We start from the raw sequence: 24,355 nt of genomic DNA, 5'->3' as shown, positions 1-24,355 counted from the left end.
AGTAGGGAACGATTTGTTTCAGAAAACGTGATCAAAAAATTTGCTTCAGTGAAGCTGGCGTTCGATCAATGCCAACAGATCTTCCAGCAGGAGGCGATCACCAGCAGTAAAGGCGCGCGGGCGATCATGGATCAATGCCAACGCCCCCACGACCCTGCCTGTCGCATTTCGCACCGGATGCGACAGATAAAATCGCACATCCATCTGATCGACTTTACCCAGCGCAGGCTGAAATGGTGACGATTGCGTCGGCAATATCTGCAAGCTATCGCGCTCGACGGCCTGGGTCGTGCTGAATACGTGCGCAGCAGAGTGCTGTGCCCAATTCAGTTCAGACGCCAGCGCCTCGTCAAAGCGCAGCAGACAAACCGCGACACCAAACAGATGTTTGCCCAGACGCTCGATCCGCTGCAGTGAATCGGTTGCCAACGCGGTCATGCTCTAACGCCCGACAAATCAGTCTGCGCGGTAGTTTGGTGCTTCCTTGGTGATCTGCACGTCATGTACGTGCGACTCACGCATACCTGCCGACGTGATCTCGACAAACTCGGCACGTTCGCGGAACTCATCGATGGTTGCGCAGCCGCAGTAACCCATGGAAGAACGCACGCCACCAACCAGCTGGTACAGAATCGCAATCGCGCTGCCTTTGTATGGCACGCGGCCTTCGATACCTTCCGGCACAAACTTGTCGACGTTGTTTGCCGCATCCTGGAAGTAACGATCGGCAGAACCTTCTGCCATCGCACCCAGACTACCCATGCCACGGTACGACTTATAACTGCGGCCCTGGAACAGGATCACTTCGCCCGGCGCTTCCTCGGTACCGGCAAACATGCTGCCCATCATGACGCTCGATGCGCCGGCAGCCAGTGCCTTGGCGATATCGCCCGAGAAGCGAATGCCGCCGTCAGCGATACAAGGGATACCCGTACCTTTGAGGGCTTCGGCCACATTGGAGATCGCCGTCACTTGCGGCACACCAACACCCGCGACGATACGCGTGGTGCAGATCGAGCCTGGGCCGATACCGACCTTGACGCCATCGGCGCCATGATCTGCCAATGCCTTGGCAGCCGCAGCCGTCGCGATGTTGCCGCCGATGACATCCACATTCTTGTAGTTGTCTTTGACCCAGCGCACACGATCCAGTACACCCTTGGAATGACCATGTGCCGTATCGACCACGATGACATCGACGCCGGCCTTGACCAGCAAATCGATACGTTCATCGTTGTCAGGACCGACACCAACCGCTGCACCGACACGCAATTTACCGAGGCCGTCCTTGGACGCCATTGGGTGTTCGGTTGCTTTTTGAATATCCTTTACGGTGATCAGGCCACGCAGCTCGAACTCGTCGTTGACGACCAGCACACGCTCCAGACGATGCTTGTTCATCAGGCGCTTGGCTTCCGACAGATCGGCACCGTCCTTGACGTACACCAGCTTGTCTTTCGGCGTCATCTTGGCGCTGACCGGCGCATCCAGCTCGCCTTCAAAGCGCAAATCGCGGTTGGTGATGATGCCGACAACCTTGTTGCCTTCGACCACAGGAAAACCGCTGATGCCATGCTGTTCGGACAGCGCAATCACGTCACGAATCTTGGTATTCGGAGGAATCGTGATCGGATCGCGCACGACACCCGATTCAAAGCGTTTAACTTTGGCAACTTCACGTGCCTGTTCACGTGCCGTCAGATTTTTGTGAATGATGCCGATACCGCCTTCCTGCGCCATGGCAATCGCCAGACGTGCCTCGGTCACCGTATCCATCGCTGCCGACAGCAGCGGGATATTCAAAGTGATGTTGCGCGAAAGTCGCGTGGCAAGGGAAGTGTCTTTAGGGAGAATGTCCGAGTAAGCCGGTACCAGCAGCACGTCATCGAATGTGAGTGCTTTTTGTAAGAGACGCATAGTGTTTTCCTATTGGCGCAAAAGCGAATTATACAGAAATCCTTTTGTGCCGTCGCTGTCCGCATCAAAACAACGTCGTTTCGTCGCTAATTTGACTTCCCCTCCAAGCATGACGAAAATCAGGCTCATGGTGCATCGTCCACGTTGCGCAATATCCCGTCTACCAAGGAATTTGATGAGTTTTCCATCTGTACGCGCCGTTTCTCTGACAGTCATCCTCGCGCTCTGCAGTGGTGCGGCTGCCGCCCAGTACGTCTGGCAAGACGAAAGAGGTGTGCGACAGTATTCCGACACCCCGCCGCCAGCCTCCGTGCCGCCCAGCCGCATCCTGAAATCGCCGGGCCTGCAACTGAAAGGGCCGCCTCCGCCACCCGGGCCGAAGCCCGATGCCATCCTTGCAGAAAAAAATGAAGCCTTTCTGAAGCGGCGCGCGGAGGCAGCCGAGAAAGAAAAGCAGGATGCAGAAAAAGCGCAGCAAGAGGCAAATCGTCAGAAAGCGTGTGAGCAGATTGCGCAATATCGCCGCCAGCTGGAATCCGGTGATCGAATCCGCCAGATTACGCCTTCCGGTGAACGCACCTACATGACGGACGAAGAGCGCGCCAAGGCGTTGAAAGACACGGAACAAATGAAGGATCAGTGCAGGTAAATCACGCCAACAGCAGAAAACAAAAAAGCCGGGTTAATCCGGCTTTTTTGTTTCCCGCTCGGTTTTGTTCGCTCGCCGACGTCGTGAATCCTTGGGATCGGCAATCAGAGGCCGATAAATCTCGACTCGGTCATGCTCCCGTACGATGGTATCGAGTGTCTTGATCTTGCTGTAAATCCCTACGCGAAACACTGAAATATCAATTTCCGGCATCTTATCGATAATGCCGCTGCTCTCGATGGCCTGTTGGATGGTTGTGCCTGCTGCCACAATATGATCGACCAATACCTGCTGCTCCGGCCGTGCGTAGCAGACCTGGATATGAATCGATGGCGTCGAATCAGCCATAGACCTGTTCCGCCCGCTTGCTGAACGAGTCCACAAAACTGGTTGCGATCATGTTGAACACGGGGCCGATAATCGACTCGATAAGGCGATTGGAAAACTCATACTCCAGATCGAAATCAATCTTGCACGCATCGGCGCGCAAAGGCTTGAACGTCCAGGTGCCGTTCAAGTGCTTGAATGGCCCTTCCCGCAAACTCATCGTCATGGAAACAGGCCGCTCGTTTCTGTTCTCGGTCGTGAAACTTTGCTTGACGCCGTGAAAATTGATAATCAGTGTGGCAACCAGGCTGTTTTCCGTTCGTTCTTTGACCTCGACGCCGCCACACCAGGGAAGAAACTGAGGATAATCCTCGACCCGATCAACCAGCTCGAACATCTGTTCTGCGCTGTAACCGAGCAAGACCGATTTATGAACTGCCGCCATCGAATAGAACCGTTTGATAGAATCGCAAAGTTGCCATTTTACCTGACCCATCGCCGAAACTCATGAGCATTGTTGATAACAGAAAAGCCTTCCACGACTATTTCATCGAGGAGCGCTTTGAGGCGGGTCTTGTACTGGAAGGCTGGGAAGTCAAGTCCATACGCGATGGCCGCGTGCAATTGAAGGAAGCCTATGTCATCGTCCGCAAGGGAGAAGTCTTCCTGTTTGGCGCCCACATCAGTCCGCTGGCAACAGCTTCCACGCACATCAAGCCTGATCCGGTACGCACGCGCAAACTTCTGCTCAAGGGCGACGAAATCAAGAAACTGATCGGCAAGGTCGAGCGGTCTGGCTATACGCTGGTACCGTTGAATCTGCATTATCAGCGTGGTCGCATCAAGTGCGAAATCGGCCTCGCAAAAGGCAAGAAGCAGCACGATAAACGCGATGCCGAGCGCACACGTGATACACAACGTGAAATCCAGTCCGTCATGAAGCAGAACCGGCGCTAAGCGCTGTCACCATAAAAAACGGCACCAACTGGTGCCGTTTTACTTTCTGCTGCCAAGCGAATCAGGGCTTGCCTTGTGATTTCACTACTTGCATGGCCGTCGCAATCAGACCGCTCATATCGCTCAGATTGGCTGGCACGATAATCGAGTTATTGGTCTTGGCCAGCTTGGCAAAGGCATCGACATATTGTTCTGCCACCTTCAGGTTCACCGCATCTTCACCACCTGGCTCGCGGATGGCAGAACCAGTCTTGCGAATCGCTTCTGCCGTTGCGACCGCAATTGACAGAATTGCAGAAGCTTCGCCTTGTGCGCGGTTGATGGCCGCCTGCTTCTCACCTTCCGAACGGGCAATCGCGGCTTCGCGCTCACCATTGGCGATATTGATCTGCTCCTGCTTGCGACCTTCCGATGCGGCAATCAGCGCACGCTTTTCACGTTCTGCCGTAATCTGGGATTGCATCGCATGCAGGATTTCACGCGGTGGCGTCAGATCCTTGATTTCATATCGCAAGACTTTGACGCCCCAGTTGGTTGCGGATTCATCGATCGCGCTGACGACCGCATGATTGATCATGTCGCGCTCTTCAAATGTTTTGTCCAGTTCCATGCGACCTATCACAGAACGCAAAGTGGTCTGCGCCAGTTGCGAGATCGCGGAAATGTAATTGGACGAACCGTAGGAAGCACGCATCGGATCGGTTACCTGAAAATACAGAATGCCATCGACCTCCAGCTGTGTGTTGTCCTTGGTGATACACACCTGCATCGGCACATCCAGCGGGATTTCCTTGAGTGAGTGCTTGTAGGCAATCCGGTCGATGAAAGGCAGCACGATCTTCAGACCAGGACCGAGCGTGCCATGGTATTTGCCCAGACGCTCGACAACCCAGGCATGCTGCTGCGGTACCACATTGATCGTCTTGATGATGAAAACAATGACGACAATCAGCAAAAAAAGAACGGTAGTCGTAGTCGAACCAAACATGGGCACTCCCAGATGTTGACGTAAATGGATAGGCTGATTGCGGATCGCGCAATCAGACGTTGGAAACAATCAGGCGATTGCCACGCGCTTCACGAATCACGAACGCACCAGCAACAGGATGACCGCCCTCTTCGAGCTCGACGTCCCATAAGGCACCACGATAGCGTACGCGTGCCGTCGCAGCAGCGCCTGCAACCACATGCCACGCATGTACTTCCAGTAACTGACCGACATCGAGATTGACATTCGGGTCGCGATTGGCATCGACCACCGCTTTTTTAGCGAAGCCACTGCGACGCAACCCAAAGGTCGCAATCGCTGCCAGCAGAGCTGCCACGACACATTGCGCCAGGCCATCCAGCCCCAACAAGGCGGCGATTCCGCCTGCGGCGGCGCCAATGGCAATCATCAACAGATAAAAAGTCCCGGAAGCCATTTCGAGCCCGACCAGCACACAGGCAATGGCAAACCAAATCATCCAGTCACTCATGCATATCCTCTTGTTCTGAAAACAGCACTGCCGCTGCTTGCCAAAGGGCAAACAACGGCAGTGTAGGACAAAAAACAGACCGGTGGTGATTCTGTCTTATTTCAGTCTGGCGGCAAGTGCCTGCCAGGTTTCCACCACAGAATCCGGATTGAGAGAGAGTGAGCCGATTCCCTCCTGCATCAGCCATGCGGCAAAATCAGGATGGTCGGATGGCCCCTGACCACAGATACCGACATACTTGTTCTGCTTGCGGCAAGCTGCAATCGCCTGCGAGAACAAGACCATGACCGCAGGATCACGCTCGTCGAAATCTGCAGACAAAATTTCCATACCGGAATCGCGATCCAGACCCAGCGACAACTGCGTCAGATCGTTGGAACCGATCGAGAAGCCATCAAAGTAGTTCAGGAACTGCTCGGCCAGAATCGCATTCGACGGCACTTCGCACATCATGACAATACGCAAACCATTTTCGCCTCGCTTCAAGCCATTCTGCCCCAGCAGATCGATCACGCGTTCCGCCTGACCCAGTGTACGAACAAACGGCACCATGATCTCGACATTGGTCAGGCCCATTTCTTCCCGTACACGCTTGAGTGCCAGACACTCCATGCGGAAAGCTTCTGCAAAATCAGGTGCAAGGTAACGCGCCACACCACGGAAGCCCAGCATTGGATTTTCTTCATCCGGCTCGTAACGCGAACCGCCAATCAGTTTCTTGTACTCGTTCGACTTGAAGTCGGACAAGCGCACGATCACCGGCTTGGGCCAGAAGGCTGCGCCAATCGTTGCAATGCCTTCGGTCAGTTTGCTGATGTAGAAGTCACGCGGCGAATCGTAACCACGCGACACCGACTCAACTGCGCGACGCAAGTCGGCATCAATGTTTGGATAGCTGATGATGGCCTTTGGATGTACGCCGATATTGTTGTTGATGATGAACTCAAGACGTGCAAGACCAACGCCGGCATTCGGGATGCCCTGGAATTCGAACGCGAGTTGCGGATTACCGATATTGAGGGTGATCTTGAGTGGCAACTCGGGCAGATCGCCTCGCGAAAACTCGGTGACTTCCGTTTCCAGCACACCTTCGTAAATCTTGCCTTCATCACCCTCTGCGCACGATACGGTAACTTCGACGCCATCGCGCAACAGTTCCGTTGCATCACCGCAGCCAACAACCGCCGGCACGCCCAGTTCCCGCGCAATAATCGCCGCATGACAGGTACGACCGCCCCGATTGGTGACAATCGCCGCGGCACGTTTCATGACTGGCTCCCAGTTCGGGTCGGTCATGTCTGCTACCAGCACGTCGCCCGGTTGCACGCGTTCCATATCTGCGGGATCGAGAATGACCCGCACGCGTCCGGAGCCAATTTTTTGACCAATTGCACGGCCCGTCGTCAGAACCTTACCGTTGCCCTTCATGCGGAAACGTTGTTGCACATCACTTGCCGACTGTTGCGACTTCACCGTTTCTGGACGCGCCTGCAGGATGTAGAGCTTGCCATCCTGACCATCGCGGCCCCACTCGATATCCATGGGGCGCCCATAGTGCTTCTCAATGATGACTGCATAGCGTGCCAATTCGATGATCTCGTCATCATTCAACGAATAGCGATCACGGTCTTTATCTTCAACGTTGACCGTCTGTACGGATTTACCTGCACGGGCTTCGTCGGTGAAAACCATCTTGATCAGCTTGGAGCCAATGTTGCGACGAATAATCGGTTTCTTGCCCTGCGCCAGCATCGGCTTATGCACATAGAATTCGTCCGGATTGACCGCGCCTTGCACGACCGTTTCGCCCAAACCGTAGCTCGATGTAATGAAAACCACATCTGAAAAACCGGATTCGGTATCGAGTGTAAACATCACGCCCGCAGCACCTTTATCCGAGCGCACCATGCGTTGCACACCAGCCGACAAGGCAACATCGGCATGCACATAGCCTTTATGTACACGATAGGAAATCGCACGATCGTTATAAAGTGAGGCGAAGACCTCCTTGATGGCTTCCAGTACGTTATCAATGCCCACAACGTTCAGAAAGGTTTCCTGCTGGCCCGCGAACGACGCATCCGGCAGATCTTCTGCGGTCGCGGACGAACGCACGGCAAAGGATGTATTACTTCCGCTTTCTGCTACCAGCGCATCGTAAGATTGTTGAATCTCTTGCTGAAGGCGTGGCGGGAACGGCGTCTCGACAATCCATTGGCGAATCTGCGTACCCGCCTCTGCCAAAGCACGTACGTCTTCCACATCCAGGCCATCCAGACGATCCGCAATGCGTTGTGCCAGACTAGGCCCCGTATCCGTAAAAGAGAGGAAATCGCGAAACGCCTGTGCAGTCGTTGCAAAGCCACCGGGTACGCGCACACCCGCGCTTGCCAACTGACTGATCATCTCGCCAAGCGAAGCATTCTTGCCACCGACAGACATCACGTCTGTCATGCGCAACTGCTCGAAGGGGAGAACATAGGAATCCAGAGACGTTACCGAAGCACTGCTCTCTGGATGTAATGCGTTTGCCATACCAAACCTCTTTCAGGGGTGAGAAGAAATGTCTGTGGATGCATTGCAGCCAGCCGTTTTGACTATTTTCCTATAGCGAAACAAGCGAGCAGTTGAAAAATATTCTACCTAATCATGAACCATACGGAATATTGTGTAGATAATTTAATTGCTTACATTTTTCTTACATCGACATGCCTACTATCCCTGCTCCGCATCCTTTGCGTACCGTTTTCTTTGTGTCGGATGGCACAGGCATTACAGCGGAAACCTTCGGTCATTCGGTACTCAGTCAATTTGAAATCAAGGTACGCACGGTACGCATTCCCTTCATCGACTCCGTCGAGAAGGCTGAGAAGGCAGCACGCGCCATCAATGAAGCATTTCAGCAGGAGGGACAGCGACCGATCGTTTTTTCCACATTGGTCAAAGATGAATTGTCGGACATTTTGCGCAATTCGCAAGGTGTATATATGGACTTGTTCCAGACCTTTATTGCACCGCTGGAACAGGCATTTGGCCTCAAGGCAACGCATACCATCGGCCGCAGCCATACCAGTACCGACTCCGACGAATACAAAAGTCGGATCGAAGCCATCAATTTTTCACTGGCACATGACGATGGCCAATCCAGCAAGAATCTGGAAGATGCCGACGTTATTCTGGTGGGCGTATCGCGTTCCGGCAAAACACCGACCACGCTCTTCCTTGCCATGCAGTACGGTATTAAGGCAGCCAATTACCCCTTAACACCTGATGATTTTGAGCGAGGGAAATTGCCGTCCAGCCTCATTCCTTATCGGGGAAAGATGTTTGGCCTGTCGATTGCACCGGATCGTCTTGCGGAGATTCGCAATGAAAGATTTCCTGACAGCAAGTATGCTGCATTAAGCAACTGCCGCTATGAAGTGCATGAAGCGGAACGCATGATGCGTCGCGAAGGCATTCGATGGATGTCGTCCACCACCAAATCGATTGAAGAAATTGCGGCAACCATCTTGCAGGAGATTCGAATGGAAGCACGGGCACGATGATCGCGCGACGCTGAACACATTAACGTTGCGTCAGTTGACGCACCTGCTCGAAGAAGCAGACCGCTGCGCTCGCGGCCACGTTGAGTGACTCCATGCTGCCCAAATGCGGAATCGCAATGCGATGCGATGCCGCCGCAAGCAATGCGGGATCAACGCCCTGTCCTTCATGACCAAACAGCCAGGCAACAGGATGAGACAAATCCAGGTCATAAAGACTCTGTTCGGTATGCGAACTGGTTGCCACCACATCAATCCGTGCCGATGTAATCAAGGCATGCAAATCGACATTCTCGAAAATGTCGAGAACAAAATGCGCTCCCATACCCGCACGCAGTACCTTGGGCGACCATGCCTGCGTGGTTCCACTGGCGCAAAAGATCTGTTTGACGCCTGCAGCCGCTGCGCTGCGCATGATGGAACCAAGATTGCCCGGATCTTGCACCTGATCCAGCAACACCGCCGAAAGCGCCAATTGGGAGGGCATGGTCGGCGCAGGTGTCTTTACCAGAAAGAGAAGATCAATGCCATTTTCAACCTGACTCAAAGGCGCATACAAAGCGTCCGGCACATTGATGATACGCACGTCACTTTGCTCGCATTGCTGCACCACATCCCGTACTTCCGCATTCTGCAGTGCGCTCTCGCCAACCACACATAACAATGGCATACCGAGTTCTTGCAGCCAGGTTTTACACAGGTGTACGCCGTCCAGAATCGACTGCCCTGCTTTGCGACGTGCCTGCGCACTGGTCGCCAGTTGCTTCAGCTCCTTGTAGTGCGCATTATCACGCGAGGTAATGACATGCATCGTCACACGCTCTTGACGTAGGCTGTCATTGTCTCTTGCATCAATGCGCGCACTGGTGCATACGAGGTACGATGTACGGGCGAAATACCATGCAGACGCAAACGTTCCAGATGCAGTGCCGTTGGATAGCCTTTGTGTTGATCAAACGCGTAATGCGGATACTGCACATGTAACTCGCACAACGCGGCATCACGCGCCGTCTTAGCCAGAATGGAGGCGGCAGAAATCGCTTCCACCTTGTCGTCACCTTTGATAATGGCTTCCGAACGCACCGTCATCACGGGGCAACGATTACCATCAATCAAGGCAAGCGTTGGCTTGACCGACAAGGATTCAACTGCCCGACGCATGGCCAGCATGCTGGCTTGCAGAATATTGTGAGTATCGATTTCCTGTTCGGAGCACTGCGCTATCGACCATGCCAAGGCGTGAGACTTGATCAGTTCGGCGAGCGCATCGCGTCGTGCTTCACTCAACTTCTTGGAATCACGCAAACCAGCGATAGGCTTTGCAGGATCGAGAATCACGGCTGCCGCAAACACGGGCCCTGCGAGCGGACCACGACCCGCTTCGTCCACGCCGCAGATGATGTCGTCTTCAAACGCATCGAATAAAGACAGACTGGCTTCGCTTTTTTTCATGGCAACAAATTGATCAGGACGCTTTACTATCGGTAATCACCTGCATGACGGCTTGCGCACTTTCCGTTGCCGTATCACGCAGCAAACTGTGATGCATCGCAACAAAACGTTCATGCAGACGTGCACGATGCGGCTGATCTTCCAGTTGGAGCCAGACTGCATCTGCAAGTGCCTGCGGCGTTGCTGCATCTTGCAACAGCTCGGGGACCAAAAACTCACGCGCCAGAATATTCGGCAATCCGATCCAGGGTTGATAACCCATGTGTTTCAACACATGCCAGGACGCACGCATCATCTTGTAGGCAATCACCATTGGCTTCTTGAACAAGGCGACTTCGAGCGAGGCCGTTCCGGATGCAACCAGTACTGCATCCGCTGCCGCCAGCGCCTGATGCGACTGCCCATCGGTGACCAGCAAAGGTACATCTTGCAATCCCGCCTGTGCAATCAACTCGCGGAAATAACGATGACGTGTCTCACCCGCCATCGGCGCCACAAACTGCAGATCCGGATCGCGTTGCAATAATAATTTTGCCGCACCAACAAAAGCGGTTGCATTGTACTTGAGCTCAGACATGCGACTGCCAGGCAGAATCGCAACCACACGATTATCCTGCTTCAGGCCAAGTACATTTCTTGCCGTAACCTGATCCGGCTCCATCGGGATCACTTGCGCCAAGGGATGACCGACATAGGTCGCAGGCACACCTGCCTGCCGATAGATTTCTTCCTCGAACGGAAAAATCACCAGCATGTGCGAAACGGAGCGCTGAATTTTCTTGATGCGTCCACCACGCCATGCCCAGATCGACGGACCGATGAAATGCACGGTCGGGATCCCGGCATGTTTGAGCTGCGCCTCCAACCCGAGATTGAAATCCGGCGCATCGACACCCACAAATACCGCCGGACGTGCCTGCAGCAACTGATCCCGTAAATCGTTTTGAATCCCTTTGATTTCACGGTAATGCGCGAGTACCTCAAACAAGCCACGCACTGACAGCTTTTCCATTGGAAAATCACTGACGAAACCATACTCGGCCATGTGCGGACCACCAATGCCATGCATGTGTGCATCGGGTAATTGAGATCGCAAACCGGAAAGAAGACGGCTGGCAAGCAGATCGCCGGAAGTTTCACCGGCGACCATGGCGATGGTATGTCGCCCAGCCAGACTAGCGGATGATGCCACGAGGAGAGGCGTCGATGAATTCGCGCAACTGTTTGAGGTACGGTGCTGCCGCTGGCGAGTTCTGTTCTTCCTGCTGCAAGGAAGCCTTGGCTTCTTCCAGAGGTTGGCCTGAACGATAGACAATGCGATAACCGCGCTTGATTGCCGCGATCTGGTCGCTACTAAAGCCACGGCGCTTCAAGCCTTCGCTATTGATACCGGCTGGCGCAGCACGATTACCTGCAGCAGTCACAAATGGAGGGACGTCCTGACTGACGGCAGCAGTAAATGCGGTCATCGCATGCGCACCGATACGACAGAACTGATGCACGGATGTGAAGCCGCCCAGAAACACCCAGTCTTCCAGATGCACGTGGCCAGCAAGCGTTGCGTTATTGGCCAAGATAATGTTGTCACCAAGCTGACAGTCATGCGCGATATGCACATACGCCATGATCCAGTTATTGCTGCCAAGACGCGTAATACCACCATCCTGCACCGTGCCCAGATTGATTGTGACAAACTCCCGAATGGTGTTGTTGTCACCGATACTCAGTTGGGTCGGCTCACCGGCATATTTTTTATCCTGTGGCGCGGCACCAATTGAAGCAAACTGAAAAATATGATTGCCGCTTCCGATTGTCGTATGGCCTTCAATCACGACGTGCGGGCCAATCGTGGTATCTGCCCCGATTCTGACATTAGGACCGATAACCGAATAGGCACCGATCTCGACAGACGGATCAATATTCGCAGCAGGGTCAACCAGCGCTGTCTGGTGAATTGCCATTGTTACTGCCCTGCTGGCTGAGTCGCGTCGCTAATCGTACGCATCGTGCACATGAGTTCTGCTTCCAGTGCGATCTGACCATCGACAGTACCCACCGCCTTGTATTTCCAGATGCCACGGGCATTACGCAGAATCTCGACTTCCATCTTCAACTGATCGCCAGGTTCGACCGGACGTTTAAACCGCGCACCATCGATACCAACAAAGTAGACGACACTGTTGTCATCCGGCTTTACACCCATCGTCAGGAAGGAAAGCAAGGCTGCAGTCTGCGCCAGTGCCTCGATCATCAGGACACCGGGCATGACTGGCTTGTGCGGGAAGTGACCGTTGAAAAACTCTTCGTTTGCCGTAACGTTCTTGATTGCAGTAATCGACTTTCCCGACTCCCAGGTCAACACACGATCAACCAGCAACAGCGGATAGCGATGCGGCAGGTATTGTTTGATCTGGTTGATATCGAGTGTTTTGCTAACTGGAGTGTTCATTCTGTATTTCTATTCTTCCGTTGGATCGCCAAGCGATTTGATGTTTTTTTCAAGCTCCCGGATTTTCTCACGCATTGTCGGCAAATTGCGCACGATCACGGCAGATTTTTCCCATTCGGCATTTTTTGCCAATGGATAAAAACCCGTGTACTGACCCGGCTCGCTGATTGAGCGCGAAACCAGACTGCCAGAAGAAATATGGACTTTATCGGCAATGGTCAAATGACCAAGAATCATGGCCGCGCCGCCGAAGGTGCAATATTTTCCAATAATTGCACTGCCAGCAACACCGACGCAGCCCGCCATTGCGGTATGCGCGCCAATGCGACAATTGTGACCAATCTGGATTTGATTATCGAGTTTGACGCCATCCTCGATCACCGTATCAGCCAAGGCGCCACGATCAATTGACGTGTTGGCACCGATTTCAACATCATCACCGATAACCACGGCACCGGTTTGCGGGATCTTGATCCAGGCGCCAGCTTCATTGGCAAAACCAAAGCCATCGGCACCGATCACGGCACCAGATTGAATAATGCCACGCGCACCAATCCGACACCCATCCAGAAAACTTACACGCGGATGGAAATGCGTACCCGCACCAACATAAGCATTTCTGCCAACGACACAACCTGCATCGATGACGCAATCATCGGCGATCACGGCGCCGGCTTCAATTGCGACATGCGGACCGATCGTCGCGGTCGACGCGATCGTCGCGGCTTCATGTACGAAAGCCGTTGGATGGATACCTGCTACGGGCGGCGGCGCAGACTGAGCCACAAAATACTGTGCCGCGCGCGCAAAATAAGCATACGGATTGTCCGCGACAAGTCTGGCACCGGCGTAATCCGTGCCGATTGCCTCATTGTCTTTTTCGGAAAGAATCAGGCAGGCAGCCTGCGTCTTTGCCGCCTGTGATCTCAGCTTGGGATTGGATAGAAAGGTAATATGCGACGAAGTCGCGTCGCTTAAAGGCGCAATGCCGATCACAGACAGATCGGCATTGCCTATCAATCGGCCTCCAAAGCGTTCGACCAAATCACCTAGTCGAGTGCTCATCGTTGCCTTGCAGACTATTTACCGAGGGCCTTGATGACCTTGTCGGTGATATCGATACGATTACTGACATATGCAGCTTCCTGCAAAACAATATCGTATTTCTCTGCTTCAGCAATTTGCTTGATGACACGATTGGTGCGATCAATTGCTGCAGCGGTCTCTTCGTTGCGACGCTGGTTCAAATCTTCCTTGAACTCACGCTGACTACGTTGGAAATCGCGATCCAGATCGGACAACTCACGCTGACGACGTGCGCGATCGGACTCCGACAAGACAGGTGCATCCTTGTCAAACTTGTCCGCTGCCGTTTTCAGCCGATTCGCCATGTCCTGCAAGGCATTCTGACGCTTGGAAAATTCCTGCTCCAGCTTTGCTTGCGCAGCCTTGTACGGCGCCGCTTCACGGAATACACGCTCTGTACTGATAAAGCCGATTTTTGTGGCGTCCTGCGCCTGCGCAGTCGATACCAGGCAAAAACCTGCCAGCACCAATGCTGCACTTTTCTGGATAACTGATGATGTGATAGTGGACTTCAAAGTCATTCTCCGCATTTCATGTGTCGATCACCAAGTGGCTATTATGCCTCAGATGATCAAAAGCCCGTACCCAACTGGAACTGGAACGCTTGGGTACGATCACGTACGTCTGCATCACCTTTTGTCGGGTTGAGCGGCTTACCAAAACTGAGTTTCAACGGGCCAATCGGTGACACCCAACTCAAACCAATACCTGCTGAATATTTGAGATCACTACCAAAACTTTGTTCCCGGCCAAAACGATCTTGTCCATAGACATTACCCGCGTCAGTAAAAAAGAACCAACGCAGGGTTCGATCTGTGCCGGAACCGGGAAACGGAAATTGCCATTCGGCATTCAACACGATTCGCGAAGAACCGCCCAATGGATCGCCGTTTGCTTCTTTCGGGCCCAGCGACGCGCTTTCGTAGCCGCGAACCGAACCAATACCACCGCCATAGAAGTTCTTGAAAATCGGGTATCCCTTGTCACCAATACCTTTACCGTAGTTCACCTCACTATTCAATGCCAGTGTCGTCGCGCTAAATAACGGCATGAAATACTGGTGCTGATAGGTAGCACGGTAATATTTGGAATCGCCAGCAGGTGATACTTCAAAGTTTGCACGTTGGTAGCGGCCGCGTGTTGGAACCAGGGCACTATCCCGGCTATCACGTTGCCACGCAATCGTAAGCGGAATGCCAAGTGCCGAAGCACTATAAGTGCCCGCCACACCATTATCGATATCCGACGCAAGACTAGGATCCATGCGTTTAACATAGCTCAGGAATCGCGCCGGACTATCACGGTTACTGCCAAGGCCCTGATAAACCTCGACTTCGGTTCTTTCAATACCTGCACCGAAGAATACTCGATCAACTTCCGAGAATGGCACACCAAAATTGACCTTGGCACCCGTACTACGAAAACGATAGTCACCAACGTAAACTGTAGGCGGCCGCGTCGTACGCGTAAAGACTTCATAAGTACGGCTGACACCGTCTTCAGTGAAATAAGGATTGGTACTGGAGACTGCGATTGTACGGTTCAGACGGCTGGTATTGACGTCAATACCAATCGTGTTACCACTACCGAATGCATTCGCCTGATTGATCGAGCCGCTCAACGTCAGCTTTTCATAGCTCGAAAAACCGGCGCCCAGCATGATGTTACCGGTCGGCTTTTCTTTCACGCCAACGTTGATATCCACCTGGTCCGTGCTGCCCTGTACATCAGGCGTTTCAATCGTGACCTCCGTGAAATAATCGAGACGGTCAATACGGTCACGCGACAGTTTGATTTTTTCACCGTCGTACCAGGAATTTTCATATTGACGCATCTCGCGACGAATCACTTCGTCCCGTGTTTTGGTATTGCCGCCAATATTGATATTACGCACGTATACGCGCTTGCCCGGATCAACAAAGATCGTAAAGGCGACTTCCTTTTTCTCACGATCGATCTGTGGATTGGCATTCACGTTCGCAAAGGCATATCCGAAGTTACCCATACGATCCGAGATTGCCTTCGTACTGGCCGTCAGCTTTTCACCAGAATAGACATCACCTTTTTTGATCTGAATCAGGGAAGCCAACTCATCCTTACGGCCCAGCGTTTCACCTTCAATCTTGACATCCGACACCTTGTACTTTTCACCTTCCGTGATATTCACGGTAATGAAAATATCTTTCTTGTCGGGCGAAATCGAAACTTGTGTCGAATCGACACGCATCTCGATATAACCGTTGTTCTGATAGAAGGATTTCAGCTTCTCGATATCACCAGCCAATTTTTGCTTGGAATACTGATCCGCTTTGGAGTACCAGGTGAACCAGCCGGGCGTACGCAAACTCATATTTTTGATGAGTTCTTTTTCGCTGTAAGCCTTGGAACCGATGATGTTGATGCTTTTGATCTTGGAAACGTCGCCTTCATCAACGGCAAACGTGACGGAAACACGATTGCGCTCCAGTGGCGTCACGGTCGTCGTAATCGTGACCGCATACAAGCCACGGGACAAGTACTGACGTTTCAGTTCCTGTTCTGCGCGATCCACCAGTGCCTTGTCGTAGATACGTGACTCACCAACACCGATTTCCTTCAATGCCTTGGTCAATTGATCTTTGTCGAATTCTTTGGTACCAGTAAATTCGACACTGGCAATCGCTGGACGCTCTTCCACAAACACGACCAGCACATCGCCTTCAACCTCGATACGCACGTCTTTAAAAAAGCCGGTTGCATAGAGCGCCTTGATCGCATCGGCACCCTTCTCATCCGTAAAGGTCTCGCCGACGCGGACCGGCAGGTAACTGAAAACCGTGCCTGCTTCCGTACGTTGAATACCCTCCACACGGATATCCTTCACCGTAAACGGCTCTGCAGCCTGGGCGTACCCGGAACAGAGAGCAAAGGCGGCAATGGCAACAAGACGACGAGGGAAAATCGGCAAGGAGTAACGCTCTGAATATAATTTCATTGGTATCGTAATTAGGTTGCCTGTCAAACGCCGCAATGGTTGCAGCGCTTAAGAAACGAGCCGGTTGATGTCATTGAAAACGGCGACCAGCATCAAGGTCATCAATATCCCGATCCCTGCACGCTGCGCTACTGCACTGACACGTTCCGAGACAGGACGACCTGTTAAAACTTCCACAGCATAATACAGCAAATGCCCCCCATCCAGAACCGGAATGGGAAGCAGATTCATCACACCAAGACTAATGCTGACAAAGGCGATAAAGCTCAAATAACTGACCAGCCCGATTCGCGCAGTCTGCCCGGCATAGTCTGCAATGGTGATGGGGCCAGTTACGTTCTTCCAGGAGACCTCACCTACGATCATCTTGCCCACCATCTTGAGCGTCATGACAGCGGTATCCCAGGTTTTGACCACGCCCTTGCCTAGCGCCACCAGCGGATTACTGCCTTCTGTCACCATCTCCGGCACCATGGGCACTTCGACCTTGATTCGACCAAATTTCCGACCATCCTGCTCGACGACTTCAGGCGCAACCGCCAGCGAAAGCAAGGCATTGCCTCGCATCAGATCAAGCTGCAACGGTTTTCCTTCTGACATCCGCACCATCTCGACAAAGGCCAGTCCATCCTGCACCACCTTGCCGTCGACCGAGCGAATCAGATCGCCTTCCCTCAACCCGGCCCGCTCGGCGGGCCCATCCGGCATCACTTTGCCCAACACCGGTGCAGGACGCGCAATTTCCAGCCCCAACTTGGCCATGAAGTCACCTTCAAGCTCGTCGGCAGAAACGGAACGAACGGGCAAGGTCACAGTACGTGCCGGTGGCATATCACCTTGCTGCGATGTCGTAGCGATGCCCAAAACGACTGGCTGACGATCAATGACGGCCTGCACCATCGCCCAGCGCAAATCCGGCCAGATCTGTACGGCCTTGCCATTCACGCTGACAATATGATCTCCTCCACGCAAGCCGGATTGCCAGGCAACCGACTGTTCGGCAGGCGCACGCAACTTCGTGGAAGGCTCGGGAATGCCATGTACAAACAAAGCGGCAAATACAGCAATCGCAAGAAGAAAATTGGCAAGCGGGCCGGCTGCGACAATCGCAATACGTCGCCATACGGATTGACTGGTAAATTCCCGCTTCATGTCTGCCGAAGAGATTGGTGCGCCGTCGTGATCCCGTGCGTCCAGCATCTTGACGTAACCACCGAGCGGCAAAATCGATACCGCCCATTCCGTTTGATCAGGACCAAAACGTCGGGAATAGACGACCTTTCCCATGCCGACGGAAAAACGCAGCACCTTGACACCACACCAGCGCGCAACAAGGTAATGCCCAAGCTCGTGCACGATGATCAGCACACCGAGAACGACAGCAAAAGCAAGGATGGTTTGTAGCAAACTCATTATTGGATAAAAGTTTGGGCCAATTCTCGGGCACGTCGGTCTTGCTCAAACACACTTTCAATATCGCCGACCGCGCAGGAAGGTAAAGCGTCCATGACGCGAGCGATCAGACGATCGATAGCACGAAAACCGATACGCTCATCAAGGAATGCCTGAACGGCAACTTCATTGGCAGCGTTCAACACAGCGGGCGCCGAACCACCCGCGCGCAATGCATCATACGCCAATTTGAGACAGGGAAAACGAACCAGATCCGGCGCCATGAAAGCCAACTGCGCAATCTGCACCAGATCAATCGGCGCAACACCGGATGCAATCCGCTCCGGGTAAGCCAACGCATGTGCAATCGGCGTACGCATGTCCGGATTGCCCAGCTCCGCCAGAACGGAGCCATCTATGTAAGACACCATGGAGTGCACAACACTTTGCGGATGAATCACCACATCGATATTTTCGGCCGCGACGCCAAACAAGTAATGCGCCTCGATGACCTCAAGGCCTTTGTTCATCATCGTCGCGGAATCCACGGAAATCTTGCGTCCCATCACCCATTTTGGATGGGCAATCGCCTCCGCACATGTCACGCTTTCCAGCGTTTCCAGAGGCCGTGCCAGGAATGGACCGCCTGAAGCGGTCAACATGATTTTTGCAATACCGTACTCAGACGGCGCACGCATATATTGCGCCGGCAGACATTGGAAGATCGCATTGTGTTCGCTATCGATGGGCATCAATACGGCACCACTCGCGGCGACAGTATCCATGAACAGCTGTCCCGACATGACAAGTGCTTCCTTGTTTGCCAGCAAAATCTTCTTGCCGGCACGGGCCGCTGCCAACGTCGGCGCAAGTCCTGCACCACCAACAATCGCGGCCATGACGCTATCGCAGGCTTGAGCATTCGCCACATCACACAGCGCTTGCTCGCCATAGCACACCTCGGTCTTGAGATGCTGTTCATCCAGCAGCTTTTGCAAACGTTGAGCAGCTTGGGCTGTACCGACCACGGCAACCTGCGGCTGAAAACGTGCACATTGCGCAGCCAGTTCTTCAACACGATGCTGTGCGGTCAATGCAAACACGCGGTAACGATCGGGATGACGTGCGATAACGTCCAGTGTGGATACGCCAATGGACCCGGTCGACCCGAGAATGGTGATGTGCTGCATGAATACCTTAGAGCCAGTAACTGACAAGTACCGCAAGCGGTACGGTGGGGATCAGCGCATCCAGGCGATCCAGAACGCCACCATGGCCTGGCAACAGATTGCTACTGTCTTTCATGCCGGCACGTCGTTTGAGTTGCGATTCAAAAAGATCGCCGACAACGCTGGCAGCCACCACAACCAGCAGAATGACGACCATGCCGATCAGGCCCCATTTCTGATGCAGTTGTACAGCGAATGTATCCTGCAATGCTGGCAAAGCAAGCGAAATGCATCCTGCCAACACAACCAGCAATGCACCGCCAATGGCGCCTTCCCACGATTTACCGGGAGAAATCGACGGTGCCAGTTTACGTTTTCCAAATGCCTTACCGCTGAAATAAGCGCCAACGTCGGCAATCCAGACCAGCGTCATCACGGAAAACATGTACAGCACGGAACGTTCAAACAGCACCAGAATCGCCAAGAAGGCACCGAGCAGTGCTATGCCGTATATGCCGGCGAGCAGCTTGTTGGAAACGCTCTCCTGTGGCGGCAAACCAAGTGCCAGCGACGGGGTGAGGCGCAACGCCCAGATGGCAACACAAAGCCCTGGCAAAAGCATGTTTTGATTAAAGCTGCCGCTGTAGACCAGCCAGACAAATGCGGCGACCCAGATAACAGTACCCGCAACCGGACTCTTGTTACCGAACAGACGCAAGCATTCCCATGAAGCCACGGCAAAAAATACGGCCGTCAATGTGGCAAACGCCAGCCAGGAACCGGAGGACAAGATCGCCAGCAGCACGATCAGCAGGACGACTGCCGTGATGATTCGTGTCCTTAACATTTGGCAACCGCCATCTGTTCTACAACCTGCTGACTGGTACGGCCAAAACGGCGTTCACGTTGCTGATAAGACGATATGGCAAGCGATAATGCTTCCTGGTCGAAATCCGGCCAGTACGTATCCGTAAAATACAGCTCCGAATAGGCAAGCTGCCATAAAAGGAAATTCGAAATACGTTCCTCGCCGCCTGTACGAATAAACAGATCAGGCTCGGGCGCATAGGCCAGAGACAGATAAGGAGCAAGCTGGGCTTCGCTGAAATCGGTGCCGCCCGGATTGTCGGCAACCATCCGGTTGATCGCCTGCATGATGTCCCAGCGACCACCATAGTTGGCACAAACGGTGACAGTAAGACGCGAATTGTGTTCCGTTTTGCGCTCTGCCTCGGCAATCAGCTTTTGCAGTTTCTCATCAAAGCGACTGAGATCACCAACGATCTTGAGGCGGATACCATTGGCATGCATCTTCGACACTTCACGCTCAAGCGCAGTGACAAACAAACGCATCAAGGTCGAGACCTCATCTGCCGGACGACGCCAGTTCTCAGAGCTGAACGCAAAAAAGGTGACGTACTCAACACCCCGTGCCGCGCAGGCTTCGACCACGCCACGTACGGCTTCGACGCCTTTGACATGACCAGCCACACGCGGCATGAAGCGTTTGGTCGCCCACCGCCCATTACCATCCATGATGATGGCAATATGGCGCGGCACAGCAGAAACTTCCGGCACGACCTCGGTTGAACTCTTAGACGTCATGAATAGGCGACCAGATAAGGGTAAGAAGAAATCAGAAACAGGTGCAGCGTCAAACCGTCATGACCTCTTTTTCTTTTTCGGCGACCAGCTTGTCAACTTCTGCAACAAACTTGTCCGTCAATTTCTGAACATCATCTTGCGCACGACGCTCTTCGTCCTCTGAGCACTCCTTGTCTTTCACAAGTTTTTTCAGCGATTCATTGGCATCACGACGAATATTGCGGATCGCGATCTTCGCGTCTTCGGCTTCGGTCTTGACCAGCTTGACCATTTCCTTGCGGCGCTCTTCATTCAGCGGTGGCGTCGGCACACGAATCAGATCGCCTTGCGACGAAGGATTCAGGCCCAGATCCGCTTCACGAATCGCCTTCTCGATCACGGCACCCATTTTCTTTTCGAAAGGCTGCACGCCAATCGTACGCGCATCGATCAAGGTCAGACTGGCAACCTGGTTCAAGGCTGTCGGGTTGCCGTAGTATTCAACCATCACATGGTCAAGAATGCCAACGTGTGCACGTCCCGTACGCACTTTAGCCAGATCCGCCTTCAGAGTCTCAATGGACTTCTGCATTTTTTGTTCAGCGGTTTTCTTTGCATCTGCAACAGACATTTACTGCTCCTATTTACTGCGAATTGAATCCGAATGAATGGGATGACTGCAAGTAGCCACTGGCAGACGATCAAACGTGTACCAGGGTGCCTTCGTCCTCGCCAAGAATCAGGCGCTTGAGCGCGCCAGGCTTGGTGATCGAAAAGACCTTGATTGGCAGGCGCTGGTCGCGGCACAGCGCAAATGCGGTTGCATCCATCACCTGCAGATGCTTGGCAATTGCCTCATCAAACGAGATGGTCGAATAGCGGGTAGCTGATGCATCCTTGTTTGGATCGGCACTATAGACGCCATCGACCTTGGTGGCCTTGAGCACGATCTCCGCACCGATTTCTGCACCACGCAACGCTGCTGCCGTATCCGTTGTAAAAAACGGGTTACCGGTACCAGCGGCGAATACCACGATCTTGCCTTCTTCCAGGTATTGCAATGCCTTGGGACGTACATACGGCTCGACGACCTGCTCAATACCGATTGCCGACATCACGCGCGCTGTCATTCCACCTTGCCGCATGGCATCAGCCAACGCGAGTGAATTCATCACTGTAGCCAGCATACCCATGTAATCGGCTGTCGCGCGATCCATGCCCTGCGCACCCGGTGCCACGCCGCGGAAAATGTTACCACCGCCAATCACGATGGCCAGTTCCACGCCCATCTTTGCCACTTCCGACACATCGGCCACCATGCGTTCGATGGTGGCGCGATTGATTCCATATGCATCATCTCCCATCAACGCTTCACCCGACAATTTGAGGAGAACGCGTTTGTATGCTGGAGTTGTCATGGGCTGCATTCCTTGTCTTGCCCGGCTCTTCCGGACAGTTATTTGATTTTATTAATAATGACGACCGTTACAAATAACGGTTTTACTGCCAATTTTATCTGTGCATACAGACAGATAAAATCTTAATCGTTTGTCACATCAAGAGCATACTTGATGAAGTGAAAAAAACGGGCCTTTCGGCCCGATTTTTTTGTTACGCCTGCTTTGCTGCTGCGACCTGGGCAGCCACTTCGGCGGCAAAGTCATCCTGTTTTTTCTCGATACCTTCACCAACGATAAACATCGTGAACGATTTTGCCGTGGTTTTGGTTTCTTTCAACATCTGCTCAACCGTCTGCTTGTCGTTTTTGACGAAAGGTTGATTCAGCAGAGAAACTTCTTTCAGATATTTCTGCACCGAGCCTTCGACCATCTTGGTGACGATGTCCGCTGGCTTGCCGGATTCCGCCGCTTTTTGTTCTGCAACCGAGCGCTCTTTCGCGATCAGATCTGCAGGTACGTCATCAGACGACAGCGACACTGGTTTCATCGCAGCGATATGCATCGCAACATCTTTACCAACTTGATCGTCCGCACCATCGAAATCAACGATCACACCGATACGGGTGCCGTGCAGGTACGAAGCCAGTTTGCCGGTGGTATCGAAGCGAACGAAGCGACGGATCGACATGTTTTCGCCAATGCGGCCGATCAGCTCGGTACGGGTTTCTTCTGCGGTTTTATCACCGATCTTGACATTCGCCAGAGCGGCGACGTCAGCAGGATTGGCTTCGGCAGCCGCTTTTGCAACGGCATTCGCGAATGCCAGGAAGTCGTCGTTCTTGGTCACGAAGTCGGTTTCGCAATTGATTTCAACCATCGCGCCCACATTGCCCGACACATAAGTTGCAATGACGCCTTCCGCGGTAACGCGCGAAGCCGCTTTGGATGCCTTGCTACCCAGTTTGACACGCAGAATCTCTTCCGCACGTTCCATGTCGCCGTCGGCTTCCGTCAGCGCTTTTTTGCATTCCATCATCGGCGCATCGGTGCGTGCGCGCAGTTCACCAACCATTGCTGCAGTAATAGCTGCCATTACAAATCTCCTTGCAAGTGACGTCTCAGACGTCCTTTATTCAAACATGTTCAAAATTCGCTCAAAAAAAAGGGGCGAACGACTGTTTGCCCCTTTCTTCCTGACGCGCGAGTCATCAGAGACAGGGATTACGCCTGTTCGCTAACCTCGACGAAATCGTCACCGCCCTTGATCGATTCGACCAGATCGGTTGCTGCATTGGCACGACCTTCCAGGATTGCATCCGCAACGCCACGAGCGTACAGCGTGATTGCTTTCGAGGAGTCATCGTTACCAGGGATCACATAGGTCACGCCTTCAGGCGAGTGGTTGGTATCGACCACGCCGATGACCGGAATGCCCAGTTTTGCGGCTTCGGTGATCGTACCTTTGTGGTAGCCGACATCGATCACGAAAATCGCATCAGGAATACCACCCATATCCTTGATACCGCCGATGGATTTTTCCAGCTTGATTTTTTCACGCTCAAACATCAGCGCTTCTTTCTTGCTGAGTTTTTGAACGGAACCGTCTTCGATCGCCGCTTCCATTTCCTTCAGGCGTTTGATCGATGTCTTGATCGTCTTGAAGTTGGTCAGCATGCCGCCCAGCCAGCGCTGATCAACATAAGGCATGCCAGCGCGCTGCGCTTCTGCCGCAATCAATTCACGTGCTTGACGCTTGGTGCCAACAAACAGGACGGTGCCGCGGTTTGCAGACAGTTGACGGATGTACTTCATCGCCTCCTGGTACATACCCAGGGTTTTTTCCAGGTTGACGATATGAATCTTGTTGCGATGACCGAAAATGAACGGGGCCATCTTTGGGTTCCAGAAGCGGGTTTGGTGACCAAAGTGGACACCGGCTTCCAGCATTTCACGCATAGTGACGGACATGAATTTCT

General features: G+C 53.2%; 26 protein-coding genes. 3 read left to right on the top strand and 23 right to left on the bottom strand.

Annotation, left to right across the window (positions count from 1 at the left end):
- Positions 1-45 precede the first annotated feature (45 nt).
- Together IEV29_RS02525 and guaB are read right to left on the bottom strand one after the other, a co-directional pair.
- The gene (locus IEV29_RS02525) at positions 46-438 is read right to left on the bottom strand and encodes a GAF domain-containing protein (RefSeq protein WP_188379694.1); all 393 of its coding nucleotides are present in this window, start codon (positions 436-438) and stop codon (positions 46-48) included.
- A gap of 18 nt (positions 439-456) precedes the next feature.
- Positions 457-1,917: an IMP dehydrogenase gene (gene guaB / locus IEV29_RS02520; protein ID WP_188379693.1), complete on the bottom strand. Its 1,461-nt coding sequence runs from the start codon at positions 1,915-1,917 to the stop codon at positions 457-459.
- 175 nt (positions 1,918-2,092) lie between these two features.
- Between guaB and IEV29_RS02515 the strand changes: the two genes are divergently transcribed.
- Positions 2,093-2,566: a DUF4124 domain-containing protein gene (locus IEV29_RS02515; RefSeq protein WP_188379692.1), complete on the top strand. Its 474-nt coding sequence runs from the start codon at positions 2,093-2,095 to the stop codon at positions 2,564-2,566.
- Between the two features lie 33 nt (positions 2,567-2,599).
- Here the strand turns inward: IEV29_RS02515 and IEV29_RS02510 are convergent, their stop codons facing one another.
- Together IEV29_RS02510 and IEV29_RS02505 are read right to left on the bottom strand one after the other, a co-directional pair.
- A complete protein-coding gene (locus IEV29_RS02510) occupies positions 2,600-2,914 on the bottom strand; it encodes an RnfH family protein (protein ID WP_188379691.1) in 315 nt (104 codons plus the stop codon).
- A complete protein-coding gene (locus tag IEV29_RS02505) occupies positions 2,907-3,338 on the bottom strand; it encodes a type II toxin-antitoxin system RatA family toxin (RefSeq protein ID WP_188379690.1) in 432 nt (143 codons plus the stop codon). The genes IEV29_RS02510 and IEV29_RS02505 overlap by 8 nt, the downstream gene beginning before the upstream one ends.
- A gap of 62 nt (positions 3,339-3,400) precedes the next feature.
- Here IEV29_RS02505 and smpB point away from each other — a divergent pair, with 62 nt between their 5' ends.
- Positions 3,401-3,850: an SsrA-binding protein SmpB gene (gene smpB / locus IEV29_RS02500; RefSeq protein WP_188379689.1), complete on the top strand. Its 450-nt coding sequence runs from the start codon at positions 3,401-3,403 to the stop codon at positions 3,848-3,850.
- 61 nt (positions 3,851-3,911) lie between these two features.
- Here the strand turns inward: smpB and IEV29_RS02495 are convergent, their stop codons facing one another.
- The 3 genes from IEV29_RS02495 to ppsA form a co-directional block, all read right to left on the bottom strand.
- Positions 3,912-4,838 (bottom strand): SPFH domain-containing protein, encoded by a 927-nt coding sequence (locus tag IEV29_RS02495; protein WP_188379688.1) that lies wholly within the window; start codon positions 4,836-4,838, stop codon positions 3,912-3,914.
- Positions 4,839-4,890: 52 nt separating this feature from the next.
- Complete coding sequence (locus tag IEV29_RS02490) at positions 4,891-5,328, bottom strand: NfeD family protein (protein ID WP_188379687.1); 438 nt, start codon at positions 5,326-5,328, stop codon at positions 4,891-4,893.
- A 96-nt stretch (positions 5,329-5,424) separates the two neighbouring features.
- Complete coding sequence (ppsA, locus tag IEV29_RS02485) at positions 5,425-7,863, bottom strand: phosphoenolpyruvate synthase (protein ID WP_188379686.1); 2,439 nt, start codon at positions 7,861-7,863, stop codon at positions 5,425-5,427.
- 173 nt (positions 7,864-8,036) lie between these two features.
- On the opposite strand from ppsA, the gene ppsR reads away from it, so the two are divergent.
- On the top strand, positions 8,037-8,876 hold the full coding sequence (gene ppsR, locus IEV29_RS02480) for a posphoenolpyruvate synthetase regulatory kinase/phosphorylase PpsR (RefSeq protein WP_188379685.1): 840 nt from the start codon (positions 8,037-8,039) through the stop codon (positions 8,874-8,876).
- Positions 8,877-8,895: 19 nt separating this feature from the next.
- Here the strand turns inward: ppsR and IEV29_RS02475 are convergent, their stop codons facing one another.
- The 16 genes from IEV29_RS02475 to rpsB form a co-directional block, all read right to left on the bottom strand.
- The gene (locus tag IEV29_RS02475) at positions 8,896-9,684 is read right to left on the bottom strand and encodes a TrmH family RNA methyltransferase (RefSeq protein ID WP_188379684.1); all 789 of its coding nucleotides are present in this window, start codon (positions 9,682-9,684) and stop codon (positions 8,896-8,898) included.
- Positions 9,685-9,686: 2 nt separating this feature from the next.
- Entirely contained in the window at positions 9,687-10,325 is a 639-nt protein-coding gene (gene rnhB / locus IEV29_RS02470; protein WP_188379683.1) for a ribonuclease HII, read from the bottom strand.
- 13 nt (positions 10,326-10,338) lie between these two features.
- The gene (gene lpxB, locus IEV29_RS02465) at positions 10,339-11,475 is read right to left on the bottom strand and encodes a lipid-A-disaccharide synthase (RefSeq protein ID WP_188381038.1); all 1,137 of its coding nucleotides are present in this window, start codon (positions 11,473-11,475) and stop codon (positions 10,339-10,341) included.
- A gap of 25 nt (positions 11,476-11,500) precedes the next feature.
- Positions 11,501-12,286 carry an acyl-ACP--UDP-N-acetylglucosamine O-acyltransferase gene (gene lpxA, locus IEV29_RS02460; RefSeq protein WP_188379682.1) on the bottom strand — a complete coding sequence of 262 codons (786 nt, stop codon included), beginning with the start codon at positions 12,284-12,286 and terminating at the stop codon, positions 11,501-11,503.
- Positions 12,287-12,288: 2 nt separating this feature from the next.
- Positions 12,289-12,774: a 3-hydroxyacyl-ACP dehydratase FabZ gene (fabZ, locus tag IEV29_RS02455; protein WP_188379681.1), complete on the bottom strand. Its 486-nt coding sequence runs from the start codon at positions 12,772-12,774 to the stop codon at positions 12,289-12,291.
- A gap of 9 nt (positions 12,775-12,783) precedes the next feature.
- Entirely contained in the window at positions 12,784-13,839 is a 1,056-nt protein-coding gene (gene lpxD / locus IEV29_RS02450) for a UDP-3-O-(3-hydroxymyristoyl)glucosamine N-acyltransferase (RefSeq protein WP_188379680.1), read from the bottom strand.
- A 14-nt stretch (positions 13,840-13,853) separates the two neighbouring features.
- A complete protein-coding gene (locus IEV29_RS02445; RefSeq protein WP_373464199.1) occupies positions 13,854-14,381 on the bottom strand; it encodes an OmpH/Skp family outer membrane protein in 528 nt (175 codons plus the stop codon).
- 50 nt (positions 14,382-14,431) lie between these two features.
- Positions 14,432-16,834, bottom strand: coding sequence for an outer membrane protein assembly factor BamA (gene bamA / locus IEV29_RS02440; RefSeq protein ID WP_188379678.1), 2,403 nt, complete (start codon positions 16,832-16,834; stop codon positions 14,432-14,434).
- A 48-nt stretch (positions 16,835-16,882) separates the two neighbouring features.
- Positions 16,883-18,247 (bottom strand): RIP metalloprotease RseP, encoded by a 1,365-nt coding sequence (gene rseP, locus IEV29_RS02435; RefSeq protein ID WP_188379677.1) that lies wholly within the window; start codon positions 18,245-18,247, stop codon positions 16,883-16,885.
- Positions 18,247-19,416 (bottom strand): 1-deoxy-D-xylulose-5-phosphate reductoisomerase, encoded by a 1,170-nt coding sequence (ispC, locus tag IEV29_RS02430; RefSeq protein ID WP_188379676.1) that lies wholly within the window; start codon positions 19,414-19,416, stop codon positions 18,247-18,249. Before ispC ends, rseP begins: the two co-directional genes overlap by 1 nt.
- A gap of 7 nt (positions 19,417-19,423) precedes the next feature.
- Entirely contained in the window at positions 19,424-20,242 is an 819-nt protein-coding gene (locus IEV29_RS02425; RefSeq protein ID WP_188379675.1) for a phosphatidate cytidylyltransferase, read from the bottom strand.
- Positions 20,236-21,000 (bottom strand): polyprenyl diphosphate synthase, encoded by a 765-nt coding sequence (gene uppS / locus IEV29_RS02420; protein WP_188379674.1) that lies wholly within the window; start codon positions 20,998-21,000, stop codon positions 20,236-20,238. Before uppS ends, IEV29_RS02425 begins: the two co-directional genes overlap by 7 nt.
- A 49-nt stretch (positions 21,001-21,049) precedes the next feature.
- Entirely contained in the window at positions 21,050-21,610 is a 561-nt protein-coding gene (frr, locus tag IEV29_RS02415; protein ID WP_188379673.1) for a ribosome recycling factor, read from the bottom strand.
- A 70-nt stretch (positions 21,611-21,680) separates the two neighbouring features.
- Positions 21,681-22,397 carry a UMP kinase gene (pyrH, locus tag IEV29_RS02410; protein WP_188379672.1) on the bottom strand — a complete coding sequence of 239 codons (717 nt, stop codon included), beginning with the start codon at positions 22,395-22,397 and terminating at the stop codon, positions 21,681-21,683.
- 193 nt (positions 22,398-22,590) lie between these two features.
- Positions 22,591-23,472 carry a translation elongation factor Ts gene (gene tsf, locus IEV29_RS02405; protein WP_188379671.1) on the bottom strand — a complete coding sequence of 294 codons (882 nt, stop codon included), beginning with the start codon at positions 23,470-23,472 and terminating at the stop codon, positions 22,591-22,593.
- A gap of 128 nt (positions 23,473-23,600) precedes the next feature.
- Positions 23,601-24,347: a 30S ribosomal protein S2 gene (gene rpsB, locus IEV29_RS02400; protein WP_188379670.1), complete on the bottom strand. Its 747-nt coding sequence runs from the start codon at positions 24,345-24,347 to the stop codon at positions 23,601-23,603.
- Positions 24,348-24,355: the final 8 nt, after the last annotated feature.

This window comes from Oxalicibacterium faecigallinarum, assembly GCF_014635705.1.
Taxonomy (GTDB): Bacteria; Pseudomonadota; Gammaproteobacteria; order Burkholderiales; family Burkholderiaceae_D; genus Oxalicibacterium; species Oxalicibacterium faecigallinarum.
Note: the sequence above shows the minus strand (reverse complement) of the source record. Positions and strands in the feature narration are given on the sequence as shown.

Coding starts and splice junctions, on each gene's coding strand:
- lpxD (WP_188379680.1), bottom strand. CDS start 13,839: ATGAGCACTCGACTAGGTGATTTGGTCGAACGCTTTGGAGGCCGATTG.
- ispC (WP_188379676.1), bottom strand. CDS start 19,416: ATGCAGCACATCACCATTCTCGGGTCGACCGGGTCCATTGGCGTATCC.
- IEV29_RS02490 (WP_188379687.1), bottom strand. CDS start 5,328: ATGAGTGACTGGATGATTTGGTTTGCCATTGCCTGTGTGCTGGTCGGG.
- ppsA (WP_188379686.1), bottom strand. CDS start 7,863: ATGGCAAACGCATTACATCCAGAGAGCAGTGCTTCGGTAACGTCTCTG.
- IEV29_RS02525 (WP_188379694.1), bottom strand. CDS start 438: ATGACCGCGTTGGCAACCGATTCACTGCAGCGGATCGAGCGTCTGGGC.
- IEV29_RS02475 (WP_188379684.1), bottom strand. CDS start 9,684: ATGCATGTCATTACCTCGCGTGATAATGCGCACTACAAGGAGCTGAAG.
- uppS (WP_188379674.1), bottom strand. CDS start 21,000: ATGACGTCTAAGAGTTCAACCGAGGTCGTGCCGGAAGTTTCTGCTGTG.
- IEV29_RS02425 (WP_188379675.1), bottom strand. CDS start 20,242: ATGTTAAGGACACGAATCATCACGGCAGTCGTCCTGCTGATCGTGCTG.
- frr (WP_188379673.1), bottom strand. CDS start 21,610: ATGTCTGTTGCAGATGCAAAGAAAACCGCTGAACAAAAAATGCAGAAG.
- rpsB (WP_188379670.1), bottom strand. CDS start 24,347: ATGTCCGTCACTATGCGTGAAATGCTGGAAGCCGGTGTCCACTTTGGT.
- tsf (WP_188379671.1), bottom strand. CDS start 23,472: ATGGCAGCTATTACTGCAGCAATGGTTGGTGAACTGCGCGCACGCACC.
- IEV29_RS02505 (WP_188379690.1), bottom strand. CDS start 3,338: ATGGCGGCAGTTCATAAATCGGTCTTGCTCGGTTACAGCGCAGAACAG.
- IEV29_RS02515 (WP_188379692.1), top strand. CDS start 2,093: ATGAGTTTTCCATCTGTACGCGCCGTTTCTCTGACAGTCATCCTCGCG.
- bamA (WP_188379678.1), bottom strand. CDS start 16,834: ATGAAATTATATTCAGAGCGTTACTCCTTGCCGATTTTCCCTCGTCGT.
- IEV29_RS02495 (WP_188379688.1), bottom strand. CDS start 4,838: ATGTTTGGTTCGACTACGACTACCGTTCTTTTTTTGCTGATTGTCGTC.
- lpxA (WP_188379682.1), bottom strand. CDS start 12,286: ATGGCAATTCACCAGACAGCGCTGGTTGACCCTGCTGCGAATATTGAT.
- fabZ (WP_188379681.1), bottom strand. CDS start 12,774: ATGAACACTCCAGTTAGCAAAACACTCGATATCAACCAGATCAAACAA.
- rseP (WP_188379677.1), bottom strand. CDS start 18,247: ATGAGTTTGCTACAAACCATCCTTGCTTTTGCTGTCGTTCTCGGTGTG.
- smpB (WP_188379689.1), top strand. CDS start 3,401: ATGAGCATTGTTGATAACAGAAAAGCCTTCCACGACTATTTCATCGAG.
- IEV29_RS02510 (WP_188379691.1), bottom strand. CDS start 2,914: ATGGCTGATTCGACGCCATCGATTCATATCCAGGTCTGCTACGCACGG.
- ppsR (WP_188379685.1), top strand. CDS start 8,037: ATGCCTACTATCCCTGCTCCGCATCCTTTGCGTACCGTTTTCTTTGTG.
- lpxB (WP_188381038.1), bottom strand. CDS start 11,475: ATGGTCGCCGGTGAAACTTCCGGCGATCTGCTTGCCAGCCGTCTTCTT.
- IEV29_RS02445 (WP_373464199.1), bottom strand. CDS start 14,381: ATGACTTTGAAGTCCACTATCACATCATCAGTTATCCAGAAAAGTGCA.
- pyrH (WP_188379672.1), bottom strand. CDS start 22,397: ATGACAACTCCAGCATACAAACGCGTTCTCCTCAAATTGTCGGGTGAA.
- guaB (WP_188379693.1), bottom strand. CDS start 1,917: ATGCGTCTCTTACAAAAAGCACTCACATTCGATGACGTGCTGCTGGTA.
- rnhB (WP_188379683.1), bottom strand. CDS start 10,325: ATGAAAAAAAGCGAAGCCAGTCTGTCTTTATTCGATGCGTTTGAAGAC.